This window comes from Bradyrhizobium sp. 192 (genome assembly GCF_023100965.1).
Classification (GTDB): Bacteria; Pseudomonadota; Alphaproteobacteria; order Rhizobiales; family Xanthobacteraceae; genus Bradyrhizobium; species Bradyrhizobium symbiodeficiens.
Genome location: NZ_CP064690.1, coordinates 1,401,890 through 1,419,003 on the forward strand (window position 1 = coordinate 1,401,890; position 17,114 = coordinate 1,419,003).

General features: G+C 62.7%; 13 protein-coding genes. 8 read left to right on the plus strand and 5 right to left on the minus strand.

Annotated features, from left to right (window positions below):
• Nucleotides 1–354 precede the first annotated feature (354 nt).
• The 3 genes from IVB24_RS06610 to IVB24_RS06620 are packed head-to-tail and all read left to right on the plus strand — an operon-like array spanning nucleotide 355 to nucleotide 2,784.
• On the plus strand, nucleotides 355–1,524 hold the full coding sequence (locus IVB24_RS06610; protein ID WP_247772483.1) for a HipA domain-containing protein: 1,170 nt from the start codon (nucleotides 355–357) through the stop codon (nucleotides 1,522–1,524).
• Nucleotides 1,500–2,516: a helix-turn-helix transcriptional regulator gene (locus IVB24_RS06615; protein ID WP_247772485.1), complete on the plus strand. Its 1,017-nt coding sequence runs from the start codon at nucleotides 1,500–1,502 to the stop codon at nucleotides 2,514–2,516. Before IVB24_RS06610 ends, IVB24_RS06615 begins: the two co-directional genes overlap by 25 nt.
• Nucleotides 2,517–2,526: 10 nt before the next feature.
• Nucleotides 2,527–2,784, plus strand: coding sequence for a hypothetical protein (locus IVB24_RS06620; RefSeq protein WP_247772486.1), 258 nt, complete (start codon nucleotides 2,527–2,529; stop codon nucleotides 2,782–2,784).
• An 11-nt stretch (nucleotides 2,785–2,795) separates the two neighbouring features.
• On the opposite strand, the gene IVB24_RS06625 is transcribed toward IVB24_RS06620, so the two are convergent.
• Nucleotides 2,796–3,949, minus strand: a protein-coding gene (locus IVB24_RS06625; protein WP_247768201.1) for an IS3 family transposase whose coding sequence is annotated in 2 segments (ribosomal slippage) — nucleotides 2,796–3,700 and nucleotides 3,700–3,949 — 1,155 coding nt in all. Because the reading frame shifts where the segments join, the coding sequence is not laid out codon by codon here.
• Between the two features lie 98 nt (nucleotides 3,950–4,047).
• Here IVB24_RS06625 and IVB24_RS06630 point away from each other — a divergent pair.
• Both IVB24_RS06630 and dusA read left to right on the plus strand, forming a co-directional pair.
• On the plus strand, nucleotides 4,048–4,398 hold the full coding sequence (locus IVB24_RS06630) for a hypothetical protein (RefSeq protein WP_247772487.1): 351 nt from the start codon (nucleotides 4,048–4,050) through the stop codon (nucleotides 4,396–4,398).
• Between the two features lie 695 nt (nucleotides 4,399–5,093).
• Nucleotides 5,094–6,041: a tRNA dihydrouridine(20/20a) synthase DusA gene (gene dusA, locus IVB24_RS06635; protein ID WP_140481309.1), complete on the plus strand. Its 948-nt coding sequence runs from the start codon at nucleotides 5,094–5,096 to the stop codon at nucleotides 6,039–6,041.
• A 180-nt stretch (nucleotides 6,042–6,221) separates the two neighbouring features.
• Here the strand turns inward: dusA and IVB24_RS06640 are convergent, their stop codons facing one another.
• Complete coding sequence (locus IVB24_RS06640) at nucleotides 6,222–6,713, minus strand: hypothetical protein (protein ID WP_140481308.1); 492 nt, start codon at nucleotides 6,711–6,713, stop codon at nucleotides 6,222–6,224.
• A gap of 289 nt (nucleotides 6,714–7,002) precedes the next feature.
• Between IVB24_RS06640 and IVB24_RS06645 the strand changes: the two genes are divergently transcribed.
• From IVB24_RS06645 to IVB24_RS06655, 3 genes are all read left to right on the plus strand, one after another.
• The gene (locus IVB24_RS06645) at nucleotides 7,003–10,056 is read left to right on the plus strand and encodes an adenylate/guanylate cyclase domain-containing protein (protein ID WP_247772488.1); all 3,054 of its coding nucleotides are present in this window, start codon (nucleotides 7,003–7,005) and stop codon (nucleotides 10,054–10,056) included.
• 323 nt (nucleotides 10,057–10,379) lie between these two features.
• On the plus strand, nucleotides 10,380–11,594 hold the full coding sequence (locus tag IVB24_RS06650) for an OpgC domain-containing protein (protein ID WP_247772489.1): 1,215 nt from the start codon (nucleotides 10,380–10,382) through the stop codon (nucleotides 11,592–11,594).
• A 29-nt stretch (nucleotides 11,595–11,623) separates the two neighbouring features.
• On the plus strand, nucleotides 11,624–12,112 hold the full coding sequence (locus tag IVB24_RS06655; RefSeq protein WP_247772490.1) for a DUF2059 domain-containing protein: 489 nt from the start codon (nucleotides 11,624–11,626) through the stop codon (nucleotides 12,110–12,112).
• A 9-nt stretch (nucleotides 12,113–12,121) separates the two neighbouring features.
• Here the strand turns inward: IVB24_RS06655 and IVB24_RS06660 are convergent, their stop codons facing one another.
• The 3 genes from IVB24_RS06660 to IVB24_RS06670 are packed head-to-tail and all read right to left on the minus strand — an operon-like array spanning nucleotide 12,122 to nucleotide 17,072.
• Complete coding sequence (locus IVB24_RS06660; protein WP_140483617.1) at nucleotides 12,122–13,234, minus strand: ABC transporter permease; 1,113 nt, start codon at nucleotides 13,232–13,234, stop codon at nucleotides 12,122–12,124.
• A 2-nt stretch (nucleotides 13,235–13,236) separates the two neighbouring features.
• Nucleotides 13,237–16,008 carry a ribosome-associated ATPase/putative transporter RbbA gene (gene rbbA / locus IVB24_RS06665; RefSeq protein WP_247772491.1) on the minus strand — a complete coding sequence of 924 codons (2,772 nt, stop codon included), beginning with the start codon at nucleotides 16,006–16,008 and terminating at the stop codon, nucleotides 13,237–13,239.
• Complete coding sequence (locus IVB24_RS06670; protein ID WP_247772492.1) at nucleotides 16,005–17,072, minus strand: HlyD family efflux transporter periplasmic adaptor subunit; 1,068 nt, start codon at nucleotides 17,070–17,072, stop codon at nucleotides 16,005–16,007. Before IVB24_RS06670 ends, rbbA begins: the two co-directional genes overlap by 4 nt.
• Between the last annotated feature and the right edge of the window lie 42 nt (nucleotides 17,073–17,114).

Here is a 17,114-nt window from a genome sequence, read left to right on the forward strand (position 1 = left end):
CGCATGAAGCGGGCCATTTCTGTTTAAGGAACTCACCGATGGATTGAGCAAACTGCAACCGGACCGCCGTTCCGGTTTCGCCAGCTCAAGTTTCGGGGCATGCCGGTCTCTCGGGTCGATTGAGTGCACCGTCACCGTAATTCCCATAACCCGACTAGCTATAGGACTCAGTCAGAGCAGAGTGGAGGCGCTAACCCATTTAAAATTGAATCTATAGCTTCCTAATGAAATGGCAATTATTATATGATAACCTATGCCTTCCTAAATGGATTGAAGTCGATATTCTACTAACCCATATATCCCTAAGTTCGTGAAAATGGCTGTTTTGTTGCCACCAAGAAGCTAAGGCTTACCATGGCGCTCAGGAAAGCAGAAGTCCTATTCAAGGATGAGTCCGCGGGCACGTTTGAAGAAACGGCCGGAGGCGGAACACGCTTTACCTATGCCCCAAATTGGCAGGCGCCGATTGCCTGCGCGCTTCCGGCTTTGCAGCGTGAGCATGAGTGGGCTCAAGGTGTGCATCCATTCTTTCAGCATCTTGGTCCGGAGGGTTGGCTGCGCGAGAAACAGGCGCGCACCGCCCATATCGCCGAAGAAGATGATTTTGGTCTCCTGCTCCGCTACGGCGCGGATTGCATTGGCGCAGTCGGTTTACGACCGGCCCCCGGCTCTGTTGCGAAAGATATTCCGCCCAACGAGCTAGCTGCCAATCCTAACCGCACTCTCTCAGGCATTCAGCCTAAACTCCTTGTCGTTAAGCAAGGTGCGGCCTTCGTACCCGCCGGGTCGACCGGCGCGGCCCCTTATATTGCGAAGTTCAATTCAGAGCGCGAGGGTGCAGGCTCGCTCGTGCGCAACGAAAACCTAAGTCTACGCTGGTGCAGCGCGCTGTTAGGCAAACAAGAGGTCAACGAATTCGAGATTGGGACCGTCGAGAATAAGACCGCGCTTATTGTCACGCGCTTCGATCGTACCGCCGACGGCGGCAAAATACGCCTGGAAGACTTCGCGCAAATTCTCAATAAGCCGAGGGGGCGTGACTTCGCAGGCAAGTACGATGCGAGCTATGAAGACGTCGCAGCCGCAATTAAGGAGCATTCCGCCCGCCCTGAGATCGACCTAGCGAAATTTTTCCGCAGGCTCGTGATTTTCATCCTGGTCGGAAACTGCGACGCACATCTCAAAAACTTCTCGCTGCTCGAAACCAAGGACGGGTTGAGGCTTTCGCCCGCCTACGACATTCTCAATACGGCTCTCTATGACGGCCTCGATCAAAACATCGCGCTATCTATTGATGGCAAGAAGCCGAACCTCGATCAAGTCACCCGCGCCATTCTAGAGAAGTTCGCGGAAAGCATCGGCATCGCGCCGCGTGCCATTGCGCAAATTTTTAATGAGCTAAAGAAGGACGTGCAGCGCGCCGCGAAGATCCTTGAGTCGCCGCAAGGCGAGCCGCCCGAAGGTTTTGTCCATCGTTACGAAGAGATCGTGAGCCGAGCATGCCTTCGAATCCTCGGGGAATAATTCCCCTCAATTGGCCTGAGCTTGTCGCGGAGGCGATCCGCCGCCGCAAAGAAGAGAAGCTTACGCAGAAGGAACATGCGGCGTTAGCGAACGTCAGCATCCCAACCATCGTGTCCTTTGACCGCGGCGAACTGACGCTCAGTCTCAGCAAGGCCTTCGATATTCTTCGTGTCGTCGGCCTTGTCGAAGAGCCGAACCAAGAAGGCGCGCAAGGCGCCTTTGTGCAGGAAGCCTTCGCCCGCTGGCGCGAACTCACGAGCGCGCTTTCCAAGGATTCACCGGGCCGCTTTCCGGACGGATGGTACCGGATTGACTACGCGCTGGAAGGCGATCTAAAGACAGTTGAGCTTCACCATTTTGAAGACTTGTTGCGTAAGGCTCAGCGCCGCAACACCGGCTGGCCCCTGTTCTTGTTTTTAACGCGGCCCGAAGTGGTGCCCCGAGAAGTGGACGGCGTCATCGAGTGCTGGCTCAAGCCAGCGGACGCGGGCGTTGACCGTCCCTTCGGCGATGCCGCCCATTGCGATTTTTGGCGCGCCGCGCCCACCGGCCGCGCCGTCATCATGCGCGGTTATCAGGAAGACGTTCAGGACACCTTCGCGCCGCGAACAATCTTTGACACCACGTTGCCGACATGGCGTTTGGGAGAGGCCCTGCTGCACGCCGAAGCCCTTGCGGACCAGTTGGCCGAGGAAAAGGACAAGGTGAACGTGCGCCTGCGCGTTCTCTATACCGGTCTCAGCGGGCGTGTGCTTCGCGCCTGGGCAAGCCCAATGGCCGATCTCTTCATGGAAGGCGGTGCCGCACGCAGTGATGAGGCCATGCTGGAGACCGTCGTTCCCGCGAAGGAAATTCCCTCCAATCTCGCGACGTATCTCCATCCTCTGATTGCGTCGCTGTTTGAGCGGTTCGGCGTTGCGGGCCTATCGGTTGAACGCGTGGAAGCTGAGCTAGAGAAGATGCTCGGCAATCGAACCTCTGTCCGCAGCTAAGCAGGTTTGAATGGTCGTCACATGGAAAGAGCTCGTCGCCGCGATTGAGAAGAATCCCGATCTCAAGAATATGCCCACCGAGCCTCCTGTTCTGGACGAACGGGAACAGAGGGAAAAGGCCGAGATGGAGAGCCTGTTCAATTTCATCGGTATGTATGTGGTCGTCTTTCAAGACTTGGAATCCAAGCTCGATCAGATCATCCAACTCGCCATAGGCCTTGATCGCCGACATGTCAGTGATGGCGTTATTGAGCTGCTGCCGGTTTGATGGACACCAGGTTAAGCTAATCCCACCTTACGCTCGAACTCAACGGGGCTGAGATAGCCGATGGTCGAATGACGCCGGACGGCGTTATAGAACCGCTCGATGTAGTCGAACACATCTGCTCTTGCCTCGTTCCTGGTGCGATAGGTCTTGCGCTCGGTGCGCTCGGTCTTCAACGACGAGAAGAAGCTCTCCATCGCCGCGTTGTCCCACACATTGCCGGATCGGCTCATGCTGCAAACGATCCCGCTGTCGGCCATCAGGCGCTGGAACTGTTCGCTGACGTATTGGCTGCCGCGATCGGAATGATGCATCAAAGCATCCGGGTTGCCGCGGCGCCAGACTGCCATCAACAGGGCATCGGCAACCAATTGCGCTGTCATACTAGAGCTCATCGACCAGCCGACCACACGGCGCGAGAACAGGTCGATCACGGCCGACACGTAGAGCCAGCCCTCGGCGGTCCAGATGTAGGTGAAGTCGGCGATCCACTTCTGGTTCGGCCGCTCAGCCACAAACTGACGATCCAGAAGGTTCGCCGGCACGTTCGCTATCTGCCGGTCGCCTTCGTCCTTCGGCAGGCGCCGGCGCCTTGGTCTCGCCCGCAAGGCCTGCAGGCGCATCAGCCGCTCGATTCGATGCAGGCCGCAGTCGACGCCGTCTGCCAGAAGGTCTCTCCAGACGCGCCGTGCGCCATAGGTCCGGTCGCTGGCAACGAAGCTCGCCTTGACCCTCTGGCCTACCGTCTCGTCGCTTCGGGATCTGGCGCTGGGCGATCGGTTCAGCCAGGCATGGAAGCCCGACCGCGATACGCCCATTGCTTCGCATAGCCATGCCACCGGCCAGATGGTCCGGTGCTTCGCGATGAAGCCGAACTTCATGTCGCTTCCTTCGCGAAGTAGGCAGCGGCCTTTTTTAGGATGTCCCGCTCCGCCTTCAGCTTGGTGACCTCGCGCCGCAGCCGCTCGATCTCCAATTGCTCAGGCTTCATTTGCCCGTGGCCGGGGAAGGCCTGAACGGGATCGGAGCCGAACTCCTTCACCCATTTGCGCAGCACGTTCTCATGAACCCCCAGGTCGCGGCCGGCTTGCGCCACCGACACCCCTCGTTCCCTGACAAGCTTGACCGCCTCGACCTTGAACTCTCGACTGAACTTCCGTCTCTGCATGACCACCTCCGGCTTCATGAAACACCCAATCTCGGTGTCCATCAAACCGGCAGCAGCTCATTATCGCTCTTTTGTCGAACAGCCAGAAGATTGATTTGGTGCAGTCGATTGTGCATTCTTCGGAGATCGCAGACGGCAGTCCGGTTCAAGAGGAGTGGGTAACATCCTTTGACGAGGTCATGCAGCGGCTTCGGGCCGAAGTCACCCGGCGCAACAAGATCGTACACTCGCTCTATATTTTTGACTTCATGAAGATCGGCTACCCTCCGCTGCGCAGCAAGCGAACGCGAAAGAAGACCGGGGCTTCGTTCGACCAAGAGCACGTGGACGCCGCTTACATCAGCAAGGCGACGTCAGACGTGGCGATACTTTCATTCGATGCTGGGATGGCCTTGGTGCAACTGAGGCACTGGTATGAAAAGCTCAAGCGCGGGCTCCCCTCAACCTAGCGAAGAGCCAGCCGACAACGGGTAACCGGATGAGAGGTCCGCCGCCTCGCTACGCCGTGGAGGTTGGTGTGAAGCGGGCGTAATAGAGCGCCGATAGCTCAAGCTCCGCTTGTCTAAAATGATCCCGAAGCGCTTGGCCGTCCGTTGGACCAAGCCCTATCGTGCGCTAATTCTGTGCCTCAAAGACCGGAGGATCGATCGAAAACTCAGCGCTGCGATCCTTCTGTTCCAGAAGATCATGGCGGCCGCACCTGACGATGTAGTGCGCGAGAGCTCCGAAAGTTTCGGCGGGCCAAGCATTGGTCGAATGTGTTCAGGCAAGCGTTGTCTGGTCCTGCCAGCCTTGTCAGATCGATTTCGCGCGCCACCGCCATCCCCACTCTTCAGCGTCTTCCCTTTCTCGAAGTGCCCTCTGTGAATTCGAACGCGCCAGCTTCTCGACGGCAGCCTGACAATGGATCATACTCGTCCTTTTTCAGGAAACGTTGGATCTCGAAATCGAACAGGTCGCTTCCTGCTGCGGATCAATTTTACAGAGCTCTGCGCTGCAATGAGGCCTGCTTGGTTCGGGCATTGCGAGGGCCGGCTCGGGTTGAATTGTGGTGACCGCCGCGGTATCTCCCATGCTGGAAGCACGTTCCTCCAAGAAGGCAGCAGGTTTGCAGATCTCGCCAAGTCGCTTTTCCGTGGCCCCCATGATGGATTGGACTGACCGCCATTGCCGGGTGTTCCACCGTCACCTGTCCCGGTCGGCGTTGCTCTATACGGAAATGCTCACGACCGGCGCCGTCATTCATGGCGATCGGGAACGGCTGCTTGGGTTCGACCAGATCGAGCACCCGGTCGCGTTGCAGCTTGGCGGCTCGAATCCCGGCGACCTCGCGGAGGCCGCGCGGATCGGCGAGGGCTTCGGCTATGACGAGATCAATCTCAATGTCGGCTGTCCGTCCGATCGGGTGAAGGACGGTCGCTTCGGTGCCTGCCTGATGGCGGAGCCGCAATTGGTGGCCGAGGGCGTCGCCGCGATGAAACGGGCGGTCGCCATTCCCGTTACGGTGAAATGCCGCATCGGGATCGACGACCAGGATCCTGAAGTCGCGCTCGATACGCTGGCGCGGGCAGTGGTCGCCGCTGGTTGCGATACGCTGATCGTGCATGCACGGAAAGCCTGGCTCAACGGCCTGTCGCCGAAGGAGAACCGTGACATCCCGCCGCTCGACTATGACCGCGTCTATCGTCTCAAGCGCGCAATGCCGGACGTGCCCATCATCATCAATGGCGGCATCTTGAGCATCGACGAGGCGAGAGGGCATCTTGCGCATGTCGACGGCGTGATGCTGGGCCGCGCGGCATATCAGGAGCCGTGGCGGTTACTCTCGGTGGATGCCGACATCTTCGGCGAGGTGCCGCCTCACGAGACCATGCAGGATGCGCTCGAGGCGATGATACCCTATGTCGAGCGGCAGCTTTCACGCGGCACTCGGCTGCACGCGATCACGCGGCATTTCGTCGGCGCATTCCACGCGGTCCCTGGCGCGCGATCGTTTCGCCGGCATCTTGCCGAGCAAGCGACCCGGCCGGGGGCAGACATTGGCGTATTGAGAGATGCGATCGGCAAGCTGGCGTTCACGCAGGCTGCTTAACGCGTCGTCCGTGGCCTGGAAAACTTCGCGCTTCGCCAGTTGTACCCTTTTCGCGATAGCAACCTAACCGATCTCCCGGGCCGCGCGCCCATACGCGCGCGGCGGCAACGGACCGCTTCCTTTCAGCTCGGCGAGGCAGGCGACTAGATCGGAGGCATCGCTTCCGGGGTGGATGGGGGATCAATCCTTGTACGGACAGACCATCGTCAGATAGAGCAGCGTCGGCTTGTCCGAGCCCTTCTTGTATTCCCACTCCAGCCGGATCTCGTGCCGGTGGGCATAGGCGTCGCTCGGCGCGTGGACGATGATGTTGGTCTTCATCGGGATCGGCGGCTCGGAGTTGAAGCATTTCCGGACGCAGGCATCGAGCAGATCGCACCGCGTCAGGGGAATCACGCCTGGTTCGTCCCTGGACAGCGGGACCGTGTTCGGCTGGGTGCTGAGGTCGAGGCGGGCCCGGCCCTTTTCCTTGTGCCAGTACTTGGCGCTGCCTTGCGGCCATCTCGACGGCGGGTTCAAGATCAAATGGTACTGGCCGTATTCCAGGGTCGGCAGATCGATATCGTCGGATGCCTTGAGCTTGGCGACGCTCTTTTTCATGTTCGCCAGGGGAAAGTAATTGGCGTTCATCAAGTCTCGAAATGCCTTGCCGCTATATGGCTTTCCGCCCATCGTCTTGTCCTTCGATACGATCTAATCAATCAGGGAATCGTGCAGCCCAGCAAAAGCTCGTCGACCATCATGAAAGCCTCGGCGCCCCGACCAACGCGCGGCCCCATTTTCGCGCGACGCGAAGCTACCACCCGAAAATGCATTTCGTCCAGAGAGCCACCTTGGACGACACAGCTATGTTTCGCTGCAAGTTCGATTGCCATGCATGTCCCGATAGGTATTCTACGCTAGGCTCCGCCGCGAGCACCGGTCGGCATGGGATGCCGTCGTGACTTTTGAAGGCTCAGGAATGCATTGTGTCGCATGTCAGGCGACGATCGACCCGAGCGATAGCTGGTGCGCGAAATGCGGGCTGGCCGTGCGACGTTCCGATCCCGATAGCGAACGCCGGTTCGTCACCATTCTTCGTGCCGACGTCATAGATTCGACCGGGCTGGTGGCCGAGCTGGAGCCGGAGGAGGCGATCTCGCGCCTTGAGCCGGCCCTGGCCGCGATGAGAGGGGCGGTGCGTCAGTTCGGGGGCATTGTCAGCAAGGAACTCGGTGATGGGATCGCCGCGGTGTTCGGCGCTCCCATCGCGGACGACAACCATGCCCCGCTGGCCTGCCATGCGGCGCTCGAACTCGTCCGGCGCGTCGGAAGCCTCGGCGATTCCGACCTGCAGGTGCGGGTTGGTCTCCATTCCGGACATGTCGTCGCCTACATGGTCGCCAGCGAGTTTTCCAAGGTCTACGAGATCGGCGGGGCCGCCCAGCATCTGGCAGCGCGGCTGGAATCGGCGGCGGAAGCGAATCAGATCTATGTGTCGGAAGCCTGCCAGAAGCTCGCGGATGGGCATGTCCGGTTTGAATTCCTGGGCGGCAGGACCCTGCGTGGCTTCAACCAGCCCCTGCCGGTCTATCGAATCGTCGGCGCCAGCGATCTTTCGAGTTGGCGGGTGCGGCGCGCGCGCAGCGTTTCACGGTTCGTCGATCGTGTCACAGAGCGCGCGCTGCTCAGCCGCGCCGCAGGAAGTGTGGGTGTCAGCCGTCAGACGGTTCTGCTGCTGGGTGATGCGGGCATCGGCAAGTCGCGGCTGGCGCACGAGTTCGCCCAGGAACGCAAGGCCGATGGCTGGCGGCTGGTCGATGCCGAATGCAGCCCGAACCTCCAGGGCGCTCCGTTCAGTACGCTGAAGCGCCTCTTGCTCTCGTTGCTTGAGGCGGTCGGGAAGGATCCGGATGGCTCCTGGGACCCGCGAAGCGATCTGCCGCCGATCCAGCAAAGCGCCCTCGACGCCGTGCTGGACCTGCCGATCTCGGAGCCTGAGTGGAATGAGCTGGAGCCTCACGCACGGGGGCGCGCGATTTCCGATGCGAGCTGCGCCGTCGTCGAGGGCCTCGCTCGCCGTCAGCGAGCGGTCCTTTTGCTCGAGGATCTGCATTGGATCGACCGGGCCAGCGATACGGTCGTGGCCGCGATTGCTTCGTTGCAGGCGCCCGGTCTTCTCGTGCTCCTCACCTCCAGGCCGAACGGAATGCCGGTGTGGATCGCGCGCTGCCGCGCCGAAATCGTGGCGATGCGGCCCCTCGATGACGATTCGGGGCTGGCTATGCTGGCAGACATGCTCGGTCCCTCTACCGCGAACGACGATCTCAAGAACCGGATCATTTCGCACACGGCCAATGTCCCTCTGTTCATTGAGGAGGTCTGCCGCGGGCTGAGGGATAGTGGAACGCTTCGCGGCCAATGGGGCGATCTCGCGCTCATGCGTCCCATCGACGAGCTCGGCATCCCCTCGAGCATCCAGGGCGTGATCGCAGCACGCCTCGATCGCGTGTCGCGGCAGGAACGTTCCGTCTTGCAGATCGCGGCAGCGCTTGGGCCGCGATCGAGCGTAGCCATGCTGCGCAAGCTCGTCGAGTTTCCCGTGGGTAGCGTCGAGGATTGCCTTGCCGCGCTAGATCGCGCCGAACTGCTGGTCAGGATCGACAGCGAATTGGGCGATGAACTCGAATTTCGGCACGAGATGGTTCGCCAGGTCACATACGACTCGATGGTCGAAAAGGTGCGCGAGGAGATTCATGCACGCATTCTCGGGACGCTGGAGAGCGACGAAACCCGCGCGGATGAGCCCGATACGCTGTGCTATCACGCGGTGCGCGCCAAGGATTGGCACAAGGCCTTTGTCCACGGCAGGAGTGCCGGACGAAAATGTTTGAGCCGGTCGGCTTTTGCGGACGCGGCCAACTATTTCGGGATCGCGATGGGCTCGCTCGACAAGACGCCGATGAGGGTGCCGCGGGAGGCCGACGCGATCGATCTGCGGATGGAGGCGCGCTCGGCGTTCATCGCGTCCGGTCAGGTCGCCGAGTGGCTGGACCTGGGAAAGGAGGCCGAACGGCGGGCCGACGCGATCGATGACATCGGACGCAAGGTCGCCGCGATGACGGTCAGGGCCGGCGCGAAGAACTTCTATGGAGCGCCGGTCGAAGCGGTCGCGGTCAATGAAGAGGTCGTCCGCCTCGCGGAAGGGTGGGGCAATCTGGGTTGGCTCAATCTCGCAAGATATGGTCTCGGGCAAGCCTATTTCCTTGCCGGCCGTTACCACGAAGCAGAGCGGACGGTGTCATTGGCGCACGCTCAATTGGCGGGACCGGAAGCCAGCGCTCCGATCGGGACGACTCCAAGGTATTTGCTTCTCCTCTGCTGCATGATGAAGAGCTTTACCCACACGGTCATGGGCGAGTTCGATGCCGCCGAGCAGCTCCAGCGCGAGGCCGCCGCGATCGCGGCAGAGACCAATCGCCCGTATGATCTTGCGGGAGCCGCCTATAGCGGCGGCTGGCTGATGCTCGGCCGGGGCGATGCGGCGGCGGCCGCCGCCATTCTCGAGGACGGTTTTGTGCTGGCGCAGAAGCACGGCATCCGCCTGTTCGTGCCGGTGCTCGCCTGTCACCTCGGCATTGCCTATCTGGAGCAGGGGCTGTTCGACCGGGCGCGCGGCGTGCTGGCCGAGGCGCGCGAGGAGGCCAAGGCGGTCGGCTATACCTCGGCGGTACTGCGCAGCTCGATCTATCTTGCGCTCGCGACCTGCCGCCTCGGCGACGTCAGGGCCGCGCAGAACATGCTGCGCGAGGCCCGCAACACCGCCCGACAGCAGGGGTTTTCGGGCCTCGAGGCCGAGGCCCTGTTCGGCGAGGCCGTCGTGACGCCGGCCTCCAGTGCGGAGAGCAGGGCGGCCATTCTCGCGTCCCTGCGCGCCGCCATCGCGATCGCCTCCCAGAGCGGCGCGCGGCCGCTCCAGCGCAAGGCCGAGGCGATGCTGACCGAGGTGCTCGGCCAGGGCAGCGAGCTCATCTGACGCCGCGTCCGATCGGGTCTGCACTGCGCCGCCGCGGACCGAGCCGTCGGCCCAAAATGCCCAAAATGCCGATAAATCTCATAGGCGGCACAAAGGGTTAGCTACTGTGCATGGGGTTGTTTTCGAGATTTTTGGTCGGGCCCGTCGCCGGGCGGCTGCGAGAGGCAGCCTCGCACACCGCAGTGACGAAGCCCTTGCACCGAAGCCGAGGTCGGCTACCGTCGGTGCTAGCCGCAGGGCCAGATGACTTTTGATCTGCATTTTTTAGCATCGCATTTTGCCGGCGCCGCCATGGCGCGACGCCCACCGGACGAGGCGGGGTCATGATCATGCGGGACCAGTCAGCTTTGTTGGCGCCGGTCGAGCGCGATCTCAGGCTCGATCTCTTCCGCGGCATCGGCCTTTGGATGATCTTCCTCGACCACATCCCGCACGACGTCGTGGCCTGGCTGACGCTGCGCAATTACGGCTTCAGCGATGCCGCCGAATTCTTCGTCTTCATCTCCGGCTATCTGGTCGGCTGGATCTACGGCCCGATCGTTGCCGGCGGCTGGCTTCTCGCCGCGATGAAGCGGCTGTGGCGGCGGGCGACCGAGTTGTATGTCGCGCACATCATGCTGTTCCTGCTGTTCACCGCGCAGATCGCCCGCACCACGCGCCGCTTCGACAATCCGATGTACCAGCACGAGTTTAATGTGTTCAACTTCCTGTCGCATCCGGACGAACTGATCGGGCAGGCGATCCTGCTGAAATACAAGCCGGTCAATCTCGACGTGCTGCCGCTCTACATCATGCTGGTGCTCGTCTCGCCTTTCATGATCTGGTGCCTGGTGCGCCGGCCGAACCTGACGCTCGCCGCCTCCGTCGTGCTCTACGTGCTGTCGCGCTGGTTCAACTGGAACATCGCTTCCTATCCGCCCGGCACGACCTGGTACTTCAACCCGTTCTGCTGGCAGCTGATGTTCGTGTTCGCGGCATGGTGCGGCGTTGGCCAGATCGACAAGGTCGCCAGATGGGTGTGGTCCAGGGCGGCAATGGGGCTGGCAGCGGCCTGGCTGGTGTTCGCGCTGCTGAGCGTGATGACCTGGCACGTCCCCGCGCTCGAGGCGTTGATCCCGAAATGGATGATCAAGGCGATCTACCCGATCGACAAGACCGACCTCGACATGCTGCGCTTCACGCACTTCCTGGCGCTGGCGATCTGGGTGACCCATTTCATCTCGCGCAAATGGCGGGTGCTGCACGGGGCCTGGCTGCGGCCCGTCATCCTCTGCGGCCAGCATTCGCTGCCGATCTTCTGCCTCGGCGTGTTCCTGTCGTTCTCGGCGCACTGGATCCTAACGCAATACACCAACGGGGTCTGGGAGCAGCTCGCCGTCTCTCTCGTCGGCATCGCCATCATGATCGGCGCGGCCTGGCTGCTCGACCGCGCCAAGCGCGTGCCGGACCTGTTCGTGAAGGTGACCGAGGTCGAGGAGCCGGAGATCGTCGAGAGCGCGCAGGCCGCGACCGCCGGTGCGGCTCCCGCGAACCGCTGAAGCATCGTCCGCATGTCCAGGAGATCCCCATGTCCAAACGCTTGTTGACGATCGCCGGCACGCTCCTGTTTTTCATCTGCGGTGCGTCGGCACAGGCGCCGTCGCCGGAGGCGATGAGCGCGGCGCGCAAGCTCGTCGTCACCTTGAAGGTCGCCGATCAGTACCGCGTATTGCTGCCGCAGCTTCTGCTCAAGCTTCGGCCCGTGGTTGCGCAGGACAGGCCGGAGATCGAGCGCGACTACGAGGCGGTGACGGCACCCGGCTCCGGGATCTATGCTCCGTTCGTGGCGTCCATGGTCGAGCGGATCGCGGTGGTCTATGCCCAAAGCTTCAGCGTGGACGAGCTGCGCCAGATCGACTCCTTCTACGCCCAGCCGGCCGGGAAGAAGCTTTTGGAGAAGTCGGACGCGCTGGCGCAGGCGAGTGCGCAGATCGGCCAGGACGTCAGCCAGAAGGCCGCCGACGAACTGAAGCAACGCCTGATCGAGGCGCTGCGCCAGAAGGGGCACAAGCTCTAAAGCCGAGGCCTAAGCCAGGAACGCGCGGAAGCGCCGCAGCGCGATCACGAAGAAGACGCCGCCGATCACGGCGAGCGCGACCAGTTGGGGCCACACCGCCTCCAGGCCCGCGCCGCGGAACAGGATTGCCTGCGCGAGCATCACGAAATGCGTGTTGGGCGCCGCCAGCATGATGTCCTGGACGAATTGCGGCATGCTCTCCCGCGGCGTCATGCTGCCCGACAGGGTCTGCAGCGGCAGCAGGGTCATCATCAGGAGCAGTCCGAACTGCGGCATCGACCCCGCGACGGTCGCGAGGAAGATGCCCATGCTGGTGGTCGCGAACAGCTGCAGCGCCGCCCCGAGCAGAAACAGTGCGACCGAGCCGTCGATTGTGACCGCCAGCCAACCCTTGACCACGAAGACGATGGAGAACGCGGAGGCCGCCAGCACCACGAGCCCCATCGACCACACCTTGCTGACCATGATCTCCAGCGGCGTGACCGGCATCACCAGCAAATGCTCGATCGTGCCGTGCTCGCGCTCGCGGATCAGCGCCGCGCCGGTCAGGATGATCGAGAGCATGGTGATCGAGTTGATGAGTTCATCGACGGCACCGAACCAGGATTTCTTCAGCTCCGGGTTGAAGCGTGCCCGCAGCGCCAGCTCGATCGGGGGCGACTGTGCATTGCGGGTGCGCGCCAGGAATTCGGCAATTTCCGCGCTGACGATCTGCTCGATATAACCGCCGCCGTTGAACGCCTGCGAGATCCGCGTTGCGTCGATGTTGAGCTGAATAGCTGGCGACTTCCGTGCCAGAAGGTCGCGCTGGAAGTCTGGAGGGATATTCAGCGCAAAGGTGTCGAGGCCCGCGTCCATCCGCTGGTCCATCTCATATTGCGAGATCAGGCGCGGTTGGGAAAAGTAGGGCGGCGTGAATGCCAGTTCGATGCGGCTCGACACTGGCGAACGATCTTCGTCGACGATGGCGATTGCAGCGCGGTTCAGGGTTTCCGGCAGCGCCTTGGCCCCGGCATAGATCGCCAGCGTGAAGGAATAGACGATGAGCACGAGCAGCATGGGGTCGCGCACCACGCCGCGCAATTCCTTTACACCGAGCTGAAAGACGTTGTCCAAGCGCATGGTCACCGGGCCTGTTTCTTCAGCAGCATCGCCCCCACCGTCACCAGAATGGGTACCATGACGGCGAGTGCCAGCAGATCGCTATGGAGGTCCTCGAAGCCGAGGCCCTTGGAGAAGGTGCCGCGCGAGATCGTGACGAAATAGGTTGTGGGATAAAGTTTCCCGATCACAGCCCCGAGCCCCTGGAGCGACGAGACCGGATCGATCAGGCCGGAATACTGGATGGCCGGAATCAATGTGATCAGGACCGTGCCGAACAGCGCGGAGATCTGGCTTTTCATGAAGGCCGAGATCACCAGTCCCATGCCGGTCGTCGCCGTGACGTAGAGCAGCGCCGCGAGGGCATAGGTCGCAAAGCTCCCGGTGAACGGCACGCGGAAGACGACGAGGGCAAAGCCGACGAGAAGGAGGAAGTTTCCGAACGCCAGCACGACATAGGGCAGCTGCGTGCCGAGCAGGAATTCCAGCCGCGTCACCGGCGTCACGTAGAAGTTGACGATCGAGCCGAGCTCCTTCTCGCGAACCACCGCCAGCGCGGCGAGCACGGCAGGGATCATGATCAGCAGCAACGGGATGATGCCCGGCGCCATGGCGACGACGCTGATGACGTCGGGATTGTAGCGGTAGCGCAGCTGGAGCTGGTAGGAGCCGGCGATCGCGGCCTCGCCATAGAGCTCGCGGCCCTTTTGCGCGAGCCAGGTGGCGTGGATCGCCTGGGCGTAGGAGCGCAGCGTTTCAGCCCGCGTCGGATTGGCGCCGTCGACCCAGGCGCCGATCTCGACATGGCGGCCACGGCTGACGTCGCGGCCGAAGCCGGGCGGCAGCTCGATGGCGAGGCCGATCTCGCCGGCGCGCATCCGGCGGTCGAGATCGGCATAGTCGATGATCGGGGATTTCTCGGTGAAATAGCGCGAGCCCGCGATCTGGAGGCTGTAGTCGCGGCTGATCGCACTGTCGTCGCGGTCGAGCACGGCGAAGGTCAGGTTCTCGACGTCCATGCTGATGCCGTAGCCGAGCACGAACAGCAGCAGCACGCTGCCGAGGATCGCGAGCGTGGCGCGGATCGGATCTCGCCGCAGCTCGAGTGCTTCGCGCCGGGAATAGGCGAGCATGCGCGTCGGATTGAATGTCGTGCCGCGCTTGCGTGGCGGCTCCGCCGTCGCGGCCGGTAGGGGCGAAGCGATCGAAGGCTGGCCGGCCGGTTCCGGCGTGTCCGCAATCGCCTCTTCCAGGCAGGCGATGAAGGCCTGCTCCAGCGTCGCAGTGCCGCGCGCGGCCACTATCGCCGCGGGTGTGTCCGACGTCAAAACCTTGCCCGCATGCATCAGCGAGACCCGGTCGCAGCGTTCCGCCTCGTTCATGAAGTGGGTCGAGACGAAGATGGTGACGTTGTCCTTGCGCGAGAGTTCGGCGAGGATCTGCCAGAAGCGGTCGCGGGCGACCGGATCCACGCCCGAAGTCGGTTCGTCGAGGATGAGGATGTCGGGCGCATGGATCATGGCGACCGCCAGCGACAATCGCTGCCGCAGCCCGAGCGGCAGGGTATCGGGCAGGGCGTCGACGACGCCGGCAAGATCGAACCGGGCGGCCATCTCGTCGATGCGCGCGGCGATGGTTTCCGCCGGAAGCTCGAACAACCGCGCGTGCAGGTCTAGATTTTGTGCGACCGTGAGCTCCGAATAGAGCGAGAAGCCCTGCGACATGTAGCCGATGCGCCGCCGCACCGACATGTCGCTGGCATCGATGGTGTTGCCGAACAGCCGCGCGGTGCCCTCGCTGACCGGCAACAGGCCGGTGAGCATCTTCATGGTTGTGGTCTTGCCGCACCCGTTCGAGCCGAGGAAGCCGAAGATCTCGCCCTTCCGGATGCGAAAGCTGACGTCGTCGACGGCGACGAAGCCGCTGAACCGTCGGGTCAGGTGGTCGGCCTCGATCGCGATCTCGCTGTGGCTGTCGTTCCGCGGCGGGATCACGACAGCGGTATGGTTGCTTCGATCCGCGTCGGGCAAGAGGCGGATGAAGGCCTCATCGAGCGTATCGGCTCCGGTCTGCCGCTTGAGCTCGGCGGGCGTTCCGGTCGCCAGCACGCGGCCGGCGTTCATCGCGATCAGGACGTCGAACTGCGCGGCCTCTTCCATGTAGGCGGTCGAGACGATCACGCTCATGCCGGGCCGCCCATGCCGGATCGAGGCGATCAATTCCCAGAACTGGCGGCGCGACAGCGGATCGACGCCGGTGGTCGGCTCGTCCAGGATCAGGAGTTCGGGATCGTGGATCAGCGCGCAGCACAGCCCGACCTTCTGCTTCATGCCGCCGGAGAGATTTGCCGCCGGCCGGTCGGCGAAGGGCGTCAGCCCGGTGTCGCGCAGCAGGCCGGCGATCCGCCTGTTCCGCTCGGCCTTGCCGTGTCCGAACAGGCGGCCAAAGAAGTCGATGTTCTCGAACACCGACAGTGTCGGATACAGATTCCTGCCGAGGCCCTGCGGCATGTAGGCGATGTCGGGGCAAACGTTGCGGCGGTGGCGCGCGCTCGCCATATCGCCGCCGAGGACATTGACGTGCCCCTGCTGGATCGCGCGGGCCCCGGCGATCAGCGAAAGCAGGCTAGATTTGCCGACGCCGTCGGGGCCGATCAGTCCGACCATGCAGCCGGACGGCAGGTCGAGGGTGATGTCATCGAGCGCCCGGGCCTTGCCATAGCTCAGGCCTACGCCTTCCAGATGCACCACGCTGCCGGCGGCAGCCGATGCATCGGCTGTGGCGGTCGCGTTCATCGGGTCAGCTTGATCTTGAGATTGTCGGGCCATTGCGCGGCCGGATCGAGCTGCACATAGGCCATGCCGGGCAGGCCGGTCTTCACATGCTCGATGTGCTGCCGCAGCAGCTCGGGTGCGATATGCGCCTTGATCCGGAACATCAGCTTCCGCCGCTCCTCCTCGGTCTCGACGGACTTGGGCGTGAATTGCGCGACGTCGGCGACGAAAGTGGCCTTGGCAGGGATCACATATTGCGGGATGGCGTCGAGCACGAGGCGGACCTCGGCGCCGATCGCGACACGCCCGGCATCGGCCGTCGGCAGGAAGAACGTCATGTAGACGTCGCCGAGATCGACCATGTTGAGGACGCGGCCGCCGGCGGCGAGCACTTCGCCGGGCTGCGATACGCGATATTGTACCCGGCCGTCGCGCGGCGCCTTCAGCACGCTGTCATTGAGGTCGGCGTTGATGCTTTCGATCGCGGCCTTCGCGGCGTCGACTGCAGCGCCGGCATCGATCACCATGGCGCGGGAGGAGCTGATCGCGGCTTCCGATGCGGCGACCTGGGCGTGGGACGCGGCAAGCGCCGCCTTCGCCGTGGCGTTGGCGGAGCGGTCGTCGTCGAGGACCTGCTGCGACACCGCGCTCGTCTTGATCAATTGTTCGGAGCGATCGAGCTTGCGGCTCGTGGTGTCGAGTTGAGCGATGCGCTGGTCGACCACGGCTTCGGCAGCCTTGCGTTCGGCTTCCCGCTGGTTCACCAGGCTCTTCGCGGTCTCGACATTGATGGACGCGCGCTGGAGCTGCGCCTCGGCCTGGCGGCGCTGGGCCTGCAATTGCTCGGTGTCCATGCGCGCCAGAACCTGGCCCACACGCACGAAGTCGCCTTCGTTGACCAGAATCTCGCGAATCCGTCCCGGTGTCTTGGTGGCGATGTCGATCTCGACCGCTTCGATCCGGCCGTTGCCGCGGGCGAAGCCTGCCGGCAGCGTGTTGGTATCGCGGTGCTGCCAATAGTAATAGCCGCCGCCCGCAACGAGGACGGCGATCGCGGCGATGACGCGACCCGGAGTGAAGTTCATCTGTTCAAAACGCCGTGAAGCGGCGCCCATTGTTGAGATACG